This window comes from Arhodomonas sp. KWT (assembly GCF_010993615.1).
Genome location: NZ_WNXE01000097.1, coordinates 1 through 10,907 on the forward strand (window position 1 = coordinate 1; position 10,907 = coordinate 10,907).

A 10,907-nucleotide genomic window follows, 5' to 3' on the forward strand; every position below is an offset into this window, starting at 1 on the left:
AGCCCGCCGCAGCGCCATCCGACCAGCCGGCCGTCCGAAGCCGTCTTGGGCACCATGGTGAAGGTCTGCCCCTGGTGCACCCCGCTGTCGATAGCGACCTCCATCGTGCCGCCACTGGTAACGGTCACGCTGTTGGTATCGAAATAGGTACCGCTCAACTGGTCGGCCGAGTTTGTGATTCCCGTGTCACTCGCAACGTTGGCGAAGGAACCCTTGTTGCTGTAGTACTCGGTTAACGACTTACGTAAGCCATCAGTGACGGTGAGCGTATCCGCCACCTGCGCCCGGCCTGTATAGTCGATGTAACCGCCAACCGCGATTGCGGCCAGGATGCCGATGATCGCTACCACGATCATGAGTTCGATGAGGGTGAACCCATCCTGTACTCGTCGCATAATTACCCCTGAGCGTTCTGATATCGCATTTTTCGTTATAGTCGTGGCCTCCGAATAAGCACGAATGGTGCCAGCCTCTGAAATGCCGGCGGATAGGGGCTCTAACTGGCTTATGGGCCATATTTCCAGCTGTGACGCTGGAAATTCTTGGCGCGCTGATTGCCCGTCTGCGTCAGGGGCAGGGGTAGAGAGGGCCGTTTTGCGTCAGCGTTTGCTAGTTAGATCGCCGAGCTTCGAATGCTGAGGCGTGATTTCACTATCAGCCACAGCCAGACATTCCAGAAAACCAGGCTCCCGCTGGTAGCGATGGCCGCGCCGATCACGCTGAACGAGGGGATCAACAGGAGATTGAGCACCACGTTAAGCCCGGCAGCTACCGTCAAGACCCGAGTTACTTCGCGCTCATGGCCGGCCATGTTGAGCAGCATGCTAGTGGCACCAAATCCGGCACTGGCCACTTGCCCCAGCGCAAGAATCAGCAATGGCAGCCAGGCAGAGAGGTATTCCGTACCGAAAAACGTGTGCAGCAACCAGTCACCGAACACGATAAACACGAGCGTCACGGCCAGCGCGAAGGCCAACGCTGCCTGAGCCAGACGATTCATGAGCTTCTGTAACTTCGCCTGCTCGCCCTCCGAGTGGAGCCGGGCAACAAATGGAGCCGCGGTCATGTTGAGTGCAAACAATGCGAGCGGAACGATCAAAGCGCCTTGTGCCGCGACACGGTAGACCCCGACATCCACCGTGGCCGCAAGCATCCCCAGCATGAGCACATCGGCATGTCGCATGAACTGCTCGGTACCCTGAGTAAAGGCCATCGGCCAGGACGATTTGAACCACTCTCGCTGGCGATAGACCGGTTTGGCCTGTCGCAATGGCGGCGGACGATACCGCCTCAACAACATGGCTCCGACGAGGAACGCCACCAGGGACGCGCCGCACATGAGCGCCATCGCCCCAGCGGGTGAAAGTCCCACATCCGGCAGTATCACCACCACCAACAACAACCCCGCCATAAGCGCGGGGCGCAGAACCTGCTCCGGAAATACGCCCGCTACCACGTGGCGCAAACCTCGCAGGCTGGCTGACCGAATGGCACCGAGCGCCATTACCGGTATCAGCGCGAGCCCCCATGGCAATGTTTCTCGCAGTGACTCCCCCCGGGCCCAGCCCGCCCAAAGCCCGAACAGCCCGATGCATGCGACAAGCAGGGACAGCACCAGCACCGCGCCACTGGACCAGCGCCAGATCCCCTGTACCGCCCCCCAGTCACCGTCCCGCTGGCCCCGAGCCGTCTCGCGCACCACCAATGGAGGAAGACCCAACCGCACCGGCACGGAGACAACAGCGGTCAACGCGAAGACAAACGCATAAACCCCATAGCCCGCCGGCCCCAACAAGCGGGCGAGCAACACGACAACCACGAGGCCCAGCAGCACCTCCGCCATTCGTGCCAGCAGCCCCCCGGCACCGCCTCGAAGCAGTTGCGCTGCCAGGCCCTCGCCCCGCCACGGACTCGACCGTTTTGCCTCGCCATGTTCCTTGTTGCCCGACACGCTGTCCTCGCTTCCATCTCACCGGCCCGGCCCTCGGCGGCCGGGACCCGTTCGCCATGGTACGCTAACGCCTGGAACGGGGGCCCTTTGCCAAGGGGCGGAGAGCAGGGATTGATGTCAGTCACGCCGGCGGAAAAACCGCGCCTTGTCGCCATCCTCGGCACACGCGCCCAGGTCATCAAGATGGCGCCCCTCCTTGCCGAGCTCGAACGCCGCCACCTTGCCTACCGACTGCTGATGACCGGGCAGCATCAGGCGACCATCGACGATCTCTTGGACGAATTCGGCATAATCACTCCCCGGGAACGGCTGTACGAGGGCCCGGAGGTCAAGGGAATGGTCCAGGCCGGCTTCTGGATGCTGCGCACCGCCTGGCGACTCTGGCGCGGGCGGGCCGATTGGGCACCCAGGCCAAGAAGACACACCATCGTGCTGGCGCACGGCGACACTTTCACCACGCTGTTGGCTGCCTTCGTCGGTCGTTTTTCCGGGACCACCGTCGCCCATGTCGAGGCCGGCCTGCGTTCGTTCGACTGGCAACACCCGTTCCCCGAAGAGATCACGCGCATCCTCGTCTCCCGCGTCGCCAGGATCGCCTACTGTCCGGGCAGCTGGGCCTGCGGCAACGTCGACAGCCGACGGACGGCCATCGTGGACACCCAGGCCAACACCATCCTCGATGCGCTGCGAACCGCGCTGGACAAGTCGGCTGCGTCCGGGAATGTCGATAATGCCCCCTACGCCGTGGTGTCCGTTCACCGATTCGAGAACCTCTACTCCCGAGAACGCATGGAAGTCATTCGTGACACCATCCGCCGGCTGGCCGAGCGGCTGCGGGTGATCCTCGTCCTGCACCCCACCACCGAAAAGCGTTTCACCGAGCTTGGCTGGCTCGAGTCGCTTGAGCAGAACCCGAATATCGAACTGCGGCCACGGATGACCTATGTCCCGTTCATGCAACTGGTCGCCCGTTCTCGGCTGGTGATCAGCGACGGCGGCAGCAACCAGGAAGAGCTGTCCTACCTGGGTGTCCCCACGCTTCTCATGCGCATGGCGACCGAACGCCAGGAGGGGCTCAACTCAAACGTCGTATTGACCAAGTTCGAGAAGGAAACGATCACCAGCGTCGTCGATCGGACTTGTACCGTGACAGTTAAGCCGCCAAGGGAGCTACCGAAACAACACCCGGTCTCAGTCATCGTCGACGATCTCGCTTCAAGGCTGAGCCCTTCGCATTAATTGACCGCCACGGCACGCCCGGGCATGCGGTGGACAAAGGCATGTTCAAACTCCGTAACCCCCGACCTGTGCAGTGAGTTCAGTTATGATTGAAAGCGCGGATCACGACGCCCTTTATGCCAAGACCGTCACTGTCTAACGACACCGGTCGGCCCAACGCTCAAATCAGGAAGGATTGCATGGATCGAGTACTCGTCACCGGAGGCGGAGGATATATAGGCTGCGTGCTCGTCCCTGAGTTGCTTGATCGCGGCTACGACGTTCGGGTACTTGATCGTTTCTTCTTCGGACGGGAACTGCTACCGACTCACCCAAGGCTGAAACTGATCAGAGAAGACAGCCGCCGATTGCGACCGGAGCATCTTGCGGGAGTCGATCATGTAATCGACCTCGTCGCCCTCTCCAACGATCCCAGCGGGGAACTCTTCGAGAACGCGACGTGGCAGATCAATCATACGTCGAGAGTCCATACGGCACATCTGGCAAAACAGCTGGGGGTCAAGCGGTACATCCTGCCAAGCTCTTGCAGTGTCTACGGGTTTCAGGATGAAACCGTCCATGAGAACAGCCCCGTCAATCCGCTCACGACCTATGCCCGCGCCAACCGAAAGGCCGAAGAAGGCATCCTTCCACTGGCTGACGAGCGTTTCTGTGCCATCGTTCTTCGCCAGGCCACGGTCTACGGCTATTCGCCCCGGATGCGGTTCGATCTCGCGATCAACGGCATGACTCATGGCGCGTGGGCTACCGGTAAGCTGCCACTGCTTCGTGACGGAAACCAGTGGCGTCCCATGGTTCATGTGCATGACACGGTCCGGGCCATGGTCTTCATGCTGGAAACGGAGCCTGGCGAAGTCAGCGGCGAGATCTTCAATGTCGGCTCCGATGCCAACAATTATCAGTTGCGCACACTGGCCGAGGCCGTGGCCGGAACGATTCCCACCTGCGTGGAGATCAATTGGTACGGAGATCCCGATCATCGGTCCTACAAGGTCAGTTTCAGAAAGCTTGAAGCGCTGGGCTTCAAGGCCCGCTACGAGGCCGAAGATGGCGTGCGCGAGATTCACGACGCTCTTGAGCAGGGACGTGTCGAGAAAACGGATAAGACCATCACACTGAAGTGGTACCAGAACCTGGTTGCTTGGCACCGAATCATCCGGGAGACCGACATGCACGGTGGGATCATCGACCTGGATCACTGATGATTGCCCTTCGACACACCATCGATAAGGGAGGCAATGATGCGTAAGGGCATTATCCTCGCTGGCGGCTCTGGTACGCGTCTTTTTCCCGTGACGGAAGCCGTTTCCAAGCAGCTTCTACCTGTCTATGACAAGCCGATGATCTACTACCCCCTGTCCGTACTCATGCTGACCGGAATACGGGAGGTACTGATCATCACCACGCCACGGGACAAGGCCGCCTTCCAGCAATTGCTGGGTGACGGAGGCCACTTAGGTATCCACTTGGAATATGCCACCCAGACGCAACCGAATGGCCTGGCGGAGGCCTTCATTATCGGCGAGCGTTTCATCAATGGTCAGCCCGTGTGCTTGGTCCTTGGCGACAACATCTTTTACGGTCCAGATTTCAGCCCCAAGTTGATCGAGGCCAACCAGAGAACCCATGGGGCTACCGTGTTCGGCTATCAGGTCAAGGACCCGGAGCGATTTGGAGTGGCTGAGTTCAACCGGCAGGGGCAAGTGCTGTCGATCGAGGAGAAGCCCCGCCAACCGAAGTCGCAATATGCGGTGACCGGTCTCTACTTCTATGACGGGGAGGTAGTGGACATCGCCAAACAAGTCAGTCCGAGCCGTCGTGGCGAGCTGGAAATTACGGATATCAACCGCGCCTATCTCGAAGCCGGATCGCTCCAGATCGAACGGTTGGGGCGTGGCTTCGCTTGGCTGGATACCGGCACGCATGAAACCCTGCTTGAGGCGGCACAGTTCGTTGAGACCGTCGAGCGCCGGCAGGGGTTCAAGATCGCCTGCCTGGAAGAAATCGCTTGGCGGAATGGCTGGTTGAACGCCCGGGACCTTACCACCAGAGCGGAGCAGATGCCCGGCAACGGGTACACCCGTTACCTCTTGAGTCTGGTCGAGGATGAAACAACCAACTCGATCGGCATCTGAACAAGACACTAAGACTCCCGCACATGAACCATGATAAGCAAAATCAGGACGAACGGATCTTCGTGACCCGTCCGCAACTTCCGCCCCTCAAGGAAGTCATCCCCTACCTAGAGGAGATGTGGGAAAACCGGCAGTTGAGCAACAACGGCCCCTTGCACCAGAGACTGGAGGCCGCACTGGAGGATTACCTGGGTGTCGAGCATCTGGCACTTGTCGCCAATGGCACGCTGGCACTCGTCACGGCACTGCAGGCCGCCAACCTCACTGGCGAAGTCATCACCACGCCCTACACGTTCGTTGCCACGGCAAACGCACTCTTATGGAACAACCTCACGCCGGTGTTTGTCGACGTGGAGCCGGATACTCTCAACTTGGACCCGGAACAGGTCGAAGCCGCCATAACGCCCCACACCAGCGCCATACTGCCCGTTCACGTCTACGGTAACGTTTGCGATGTTTCCCGACTCCAGTCCATCGCCGACGCGCACGACCTGATCGTCATCTACGACGCGGCCCACGGTTTTCGCGTCGAGGACGAGGGCGGGAGTATCCTGCGACACGGCGACTTCTCCATCCTCAGTTTCCACGCAACTAAGGTATTCAACACTTTCGAAGGCGGCGCTGTCGTATGTCCCGATGCCGTCACCAAGGAAAGGATCGGGCGGCTGAGGAACTTCGGCATCGTCGACGAGACCACAATCGAAGCCCCCGGCCTCAATGCCAAGATAAACGAGTTTCAGGCCGCGATCGGCCTGGCGCAGCTGAAGCATGTTGATGAGGCCATCGACAGTCGGGCCCGGCTGGACAACACCTACCGGAGGGCACTGGCCGAGGTGCAAGGCATCCACTGCCCGCCGCGCAGCCAGGCGACACGTTACAACCACGCCTACTTCCCGATCTTCGTGGAAGACGATTATCCGCTGAGCCGGGACGAACTCTACTTTCGGCTGCGCGAGAATGGCATCTACGGACGACGCTATTTCTACCCGCTTATCCCCGAGTTCCCCATGTACGGAAACCTGCCCGGGATAAAGGGCGGCAACTGGCCAATCGCCCAGCATGCCTCGGAACGCGTCATCTGCCTGCCGATGTACCCGGACCTGGGCGAGGACCAGGTCGAGCGGATCGTGACGATATGCGTCGAAGCGGAGGCGAATTCGTGACCACGGTTGCCATCATGCAGCCGTACTTGTTCCCGTACATCGGCTACTACCAGCTAGTAGCGGCCGCCGATATCTTCGTATTCCTGGACGACGTCAACTTCATCAAGCGTGGGTTCGTAAATCGAAACCAGGTGATCGACAGCAAGGGCAATGTCGTTCGTTTTACGTTGCCTGTCAGGAAGGCCTCCCAGAACCGGCACATCCGGGAGCACAGTTATGCCAACGACAACGGCAAAGCGCTAAGAACCATCGAGCACTGCTACAAGGATCAGCCGGGCTTCCATACGTGGCACTCGTTAGTCAGGGAGATTTTGGGCGAGAGCGCTGAATGCTCTGTCTCCAGTACCAACGAGACGAGCATCAAAAAGCCACTGATAAATTTGCCCATCAAGACCCAGTTTTTCCGCTCAAGTGAGCTCGACCCTCAGCCAACTCTTACCGGCGAGAATCGGATCCTGCATTTATGCGGCGAACTAGGAGCAGACCGCTACATCAACCTACCTGGCGGCAAATCACTCTACGACCCTGGCCGATTCGCATCACAAGGAGTCGAGCTGCTTTTCCTATGTCCTCCGGATACTCCTCCGGGAATCGCGACACAACCCTCGTTCCTGCATCACCTAATGACCTTGGACGAGATGGCAATCCATCGTCAGCTGAATGCAATCGAGTTCCAATAGTGCTCCGATCAAAACGGTCCACGAGATGAGTCGAGAGTCACGCACAAAGTCATTCGATAGAAACCCGGAGCTGGAGGCGCTGCTGGCAGAGGTCAACGGTCGGCTTGCTCCGGCCAACAATGAAGTCACCGCCGACTCCGGTGGCGAGCGCCTTCCCAAGATCTTCGTGCACGGCGCACTGAGGTCGGGAACAACCATGTTCATGCAGTGGCTGGCCCAGACCGGGCAGGCCGCCTACCCGACCAACCTGCTTTCGCGTTTCTATGGGGCCCCGCTGGTCGGAGCACGGATCCAGCAGTTGCTCACGGACCCGCGCTACAACTTCCGGGACGAGATCCTCGACTTCAACTCCGAGATCGACTTCCGCTCGGAAAACGGCAAAACCCGGGGAGCACTCTCGCCCAACGAATTCTGGTACTTCTGGCGGCGCTTCCTGCCTTTCGATGAGCTGGACTATCTACCCGAAGACGAGCTGGTGCGCCATGGACACCTGGATGGACTGCGCGATGAACTCAATGCACTGGCCAACGTCTTCGAGCGCCCTTTCGCCCTCAAGGCGATGATCATGAACCAGAACATCCCGGCCCTGAGTGCACGATTCGACAATGCGTTGTTCGTGCACATCCACCGGGATCCGGTGTTCAACATCCAGTCGGCACTGGAGGCCCGCAAGCGCCAGTATGGCGACATCCGCCAGTGGTACTCGTTCCGCATTCGCGAATACCCCGACCTCAAGGACCTCGACCCGCTGGAATCGGTCGCCGGCCAGATCGCGGCCATCAACCGCTCCATCGAGATCGGCATGCGGTCTGTGCCGGCCCATCGGCGACTCACCATCGCTTACGAGGACTTCTGCAAGGATCCACGCGGCCACCATGAAGGGATCACGGAGCGCTTGTCCGCCTTGGGGCTGTCAACAAACCTTCCCGACTACAACGGGCCCGACTCTTTTCAGATCACGAACCAATGGCGACTGGTCGAGTACTCCCGACAGGAGGTCGAAGCGGCCTGGTCGAAGATGCAAAAGTGGGCCTATCGCGCCATTCCGGGCTGAACAATCAACACGTTTCGACAAGGACTTCCCATGTTCATCTTCCTGATGTGCTCCGAACGCAGCGGCAGCAACCTGATCACCAAGATCATGGATGCACATCACAACGTCTGCGGGCCCAGCCCCAAGCACCTGTTCAATCCGGTAACGCGGAATGCTTTCCGTTACGAACCTCTGAGCGACAAGGGACACTGGGCCGAACTGCTGACGGATATCGAGCGACTGATCGGAGTCTCGTTTTCACAGTGGAGGACATCCTTCAGCCAGGATGACCTTCTCGATCTCGCGCCTCCCGGACAGCTCGCCGACCTCCTGAGGAACATCTTTCTCGAGGAAGCCCGGGCCCACGGCAAGCAGCACTGCTTCGTCAAGGAAAACCAGCTATACGAGTTCACTCCATTCCTCCTGACGCACTTCCCGGAAGCGCGGTTTCTTTATCTGGTCCGCGACCCTCGTGACATGGCGCTTTCCTGGTCGCGCAATCCCACTCATCCGGGCGGTGTCGCGCATGGGGCACAGCAGTGGAAACGGGACCAGCAGCAATTCATGAAAAACCATGCCGCTCTCCGTGACGGCGGAGTGTCACGGATGATCCGCTACGAAGAATTGGTCGCGGCGACGGAAGAGGTCACGCGGTCCCTCTGCGCTTTCTACGGCCTGCCTTTCGATCCCGGCATGCTGGGCTTTCACGAGAACGAACTGACCCGGAGGAACGCTCAGACACTCCCAGCCTGGGAAAACCTCGGCAAACCGGTCATGAGCAGCAATTTCGGCAAGTACCGCGATGCCCTGTCCGCGGAGGAAATCGCCCTCATCGAAAGCATCTGCCTTCCCGAAATGCATGCGCTGGGATACGAGCCTGACACTCCCGAGGAGACACTGGCCAAGATGTCATCCGATCGGATCAGGGAAGCCCTCGCCCGGGAAAACGAGGCAGCCCCCGCGGCACCGGAACCCGAGGTGCGAGCCAACATGGAGGCAAAGCGGGTTTTCTATCAGAAGCGGCTCGGCAGGTTGGCCACGTGACCGAGGGCGATCAGCAATGCTGAACGAGACCCCGACCGTCTCGGTCATCTGTCATGCCTTCAACCACGAGGCCTTCATCCGCCAGGCGCTCGAAGGCATTCTGATGCAGGAAACCGACTTTGCCGTGGAGGTCATCGTGCATGATGACGCCTCCACGGACCGAACGGCAGCGATCATCCGGGAAGTGGCGAAGGAACACGACGGCCAGGTGCTGCCGATATTGCAGGAAGAGAACCAGTTCTCCCGGGGCCGCCGCCCCAAGCGCTTCACCTACCCCAAGGCGCGAGGCGAATTCATCGCCCTGTGTGAAGGCGACGACTACTGGACCGATCCACGCAAACTACAGAAACAGGTCGATGCCCTGCGACGTCACCCGGAGATCGACCTTTGCGTGCACCCGGCCATGCGGCTTTCCATGCGCACGGGAAAGCAGAAGAAGGGCTTCGACCACGGCCCGGTCGAGACCATTGTCCCGGTAGAAAAGGTTATCGCGAGGCACAATCAGTTCGCCCCAACCGCTTCGGTACTCATGCGCCGAGAAGCCGCCCAGGCAATGCCGAGTTGGTGGCTTCATGGGACGCCCCCGACGGGGGACTTCTTCATCGAAGCCATCGTGGGAAGACCCGGTGTGCTCTATCTGCCCGAGACCATGTCCGTGTATCGGCGGGGTGTTCCGGGATCGTATACGAACCGTTTTAACCGGTCTGAGGGTCAGATACTGGAACAGAGCCTCGAACGAATGCTCCACTTCACGGAAAGACTCCGAAGAATGCCGGGAATCCCAGAGCCGGCTTTGAATCAGCGCCTTGCCTACGTAAGGCTCAATTACGCACTACAGTTTCTCGCCTGGGGTGATAGAGAAAGGTATACGGAGGTGAGCCGGCATATTCGCTTGAAGGGACAACGCCTTCCACAATTGGTGCTTGCACTGATGCGCGGAAACCGATTGGCATTTCAGCTTGGGCGGCGCGCGTTTCTGCTCTTGCGGCAACTGCGACCTTAAAGGAAGCGCTGAAGTAATGCGCGTTTCGTCGGGTTTGACGTGGCCAATGCCGCCCGGAAGCGCGATTCGCGGCCTTTCGAGGCGGTCGGTGTCGGTGCCCACCTGCGTATTCCGGCCCATCGTGACCGCTGATTCCGGCGGAACGTGACCGACGATTCCGATTGATCGTGACCGATTTCGGATAGAAGAGATCCCGACCCGACGAATGGTAGCGGGCCAACGCCTCACGAAACGGCAGGTACTCGCAACCCATCTCGACCTCGTGCCAGTAATGCGGATAACCCCCCGCCACAGGGGCGCGGAGAATTCAGAACGACTTGGGACTACGCTCCCTGCCACTTCAACGCCGACTCCATCGTGCCCGGCAAACACGAGCAGATCGGTGACCCCCCCCTAGGGTCTGTTCGGTGGATGCCGCGGAAACCCACTCCATATAGCGGTCAAATTGCCGCTGTGTCAGCTCTCCGAGAGAAAAGAGATGCGGTTCCTTGTGACGCGACACATGGATTGCCGGGTACTCGGATAACAGCGTATGCAGGGTCGTGGTCCGAGCCTGCTGCACACCGGCAATGAGAAGGGTAGGTGTAGGGTCTCGGATGATTGCATCTCGCCGAGGAGTTATCCTCTGTGGTTGGCCCGAGAGGTGCTGAGCACACTAG

General features: G+C 59.6%; 10 protein-coding genes. 8 read left to right on the forward strand and 2 right to left on the reverse strand.

The window, feature by feature from the left end:
• Together G7A99_RS13030 and G7A99_RS13035 are read right to left on the reverse strand one after the other, a co-directional pair.
• A partial coding sequence (locus G7A99_RS13030; RefSeq protein WP_163140759.1) for a pilin occupies positions 1-395 on the reverse strand: 395 nt, incomplete at its 3' end.
• Positions 396-613: 218 nt separating this feature from the next.
• Positions 614-1,951: a flippase gene (locus G7A99_RS13035; RefSeq protein WP_240466276.1), complete on the reverse strand. Its 1,338-nt coding sequence runs from the start codon at positions 1,949-1,951 to the stop codon at positions 614-616.
• Positions 1,952-2,065: 114 nt separating this feature from the next.
• Between G7A99_RS13035 and G7A99_RS13040 the strand changes: the two genes are divergently transcribed.
• The 8 genes from G7A99_RS13040 (at position 2,066) to G7A99_RS13075 (ending at position 10,248) form a co-directional block, all read left to right on the forward strand.
• Complete coding sequence (locus G7A99_RS13040) at positions 2,066-3,190, forward strand: UDP-N-acetylglucosamine 2-epimerase (protein WP_163140762.1); 1,125 nt, start codon at positions 2,066-2,068, stop codon at positions 3,188-3,190.
• A gap of 179 nt (positions 3,191-3,369) precedes the next feature.
• The gene (locus tag G7A99_RS13045) at positions 3,370-4,392 is read left to right on the forward strand and encodes an NAD(P)-dependent oxidoreductase (protein WP_163140765.1); all 1,023 of its coding nucleotides are present in this window, start codon (positions 3,370-3,372) and stop codon (positions 4,390-4,392) included.
• Between the two features lie 36 nt (positions 4,393-4,428).
• Positions 4,429-5,325 carry a glucose-1-phosphate thymidylyltransferase RfbA gene (gene rfbA / locus G7A99_RS13050; RefSeq protein ID WP_163140768.1) on the forward strand — a complete coding sequence of 299 codons (897 nt, stop codon included), beginning with the start codon at positions 4,429-4,431 and terminating at the stop codon, positions 5,323-5,325.
• A 23-nt stretch (positions 5,326-5,348) separates the two neighbouring features.
• Positions 5,349-6,488, forward strand: a complete 1,140-nt coding sequence (locus G7A99_RS13055; RefSeq protein ID WP_163140770.1) for a DegT/DnrJ/EryC1/StrS aminotransferase family protein — start codon at positions 5,349-5,351, stop codon at positions 6,486-6,488.
• A complete protein-coding gene (locus G7A99_RS13060) occupies positions 6,485-7,168 on the forward strand; it encodes a WbqC family protein (RefSeq protein ID WP_163140773.1) in 684 nt (227 codons plus the stop codon). The genes G7A99_RS13055 and G7A99_RS13060 overlap by 4 nt, the downstream gene beginning before the upstream one ends.
• A gap of 25 nt (positions 7,169-7,193) precedes the next feature.
• The gene (locus G7A99_RS13065) at positions 7,194-8,222 is read left to right on the forward strand and encodes a sulfotransferase (protein ID WP_163140775.1); all 1,029 of its coding nucleotides are present in this window, start codon (positions 7,194-7,196) and stop codon (positions 8,220-8,222) included.
• 30 nt (positions 8,223-8,252) lie between these two features.
• Entirely contained in the window at positions 8,253-9,245 is a 993-nt protein-coding gene (locus tag G7A99_RS13070; RefSeq protein ID WP_163140778.1) for a sulfotransferase, read from the forward strand.
• A gap of 16 nt (positions 9,246-9,261) precedes the next feature.
• Positions 9,262-10,248 carry a glycosyltransferase family 2 protein gene (locus G7A99_RS13075; RefSeq protein WP_163140781.1) on the forward strand — a complete coding sequence of 329 codons (987 nt, stop codon included), beginning with the start codon at positions 9,262-9,264 and terminating at the stop codon, positions 10,246-10,248.
• The last annotated feature ends 659 nt before the right edge of the window (positions 10,249-10,907 follow it).

Bases quoted from the DNA above. Each gene is read 5' to 3' on its own strand.
- G7A99_RS13045 (WP_163140765.1), top strand. From the start codon at position 3,370: ATGGATCGAGTACTCGTCACCGGAGGCGGAGGATATATAGGCTGCGTG.
- G7A99_RS13055 (WP_163140770.1), top strand. From the start codon at position 5,349: ATGAACCATGATAAGCAAAATCAGGACGAACGGATCTTCGTGACCCGT.
- G7A99_RS13065 (WP_163140775.1), top strand. From the start codon at position 7,194: ATGAGTCGAGAGTCACGCACAAAGTCATTCGATAGAAACCCGGAGCTG.
- G7A99_RS13075 (WP_163140781.1), top strand. From the start codon at position 9,262: ATGCTGAACGAGACCCCGACCGTCTCGGTCATCTGTCATGCCTTCAAC.
- G7A99_RS13070 (WP_163140778.1), top strand. From the start codon at position 8,253: ATGTTCATCTTCCTGATGTGCTCCGAACGCAGCGGCAGCAACCTGATC.
- rfbA (WP_163140768.1), top strand. From the start codon at position 4,429: ATGATGCGTAAGGGCATTATCCTCGCTGGCGGCTCTGGTACGCGTCTT.
- G7A99_RS13040 (WP_163140762.1), top strand. From the start codon at position 2,066: ATGTCAGTCACGCCGGCGGAAAAACCGCGCCTTGTCGCCATCCTCGGC.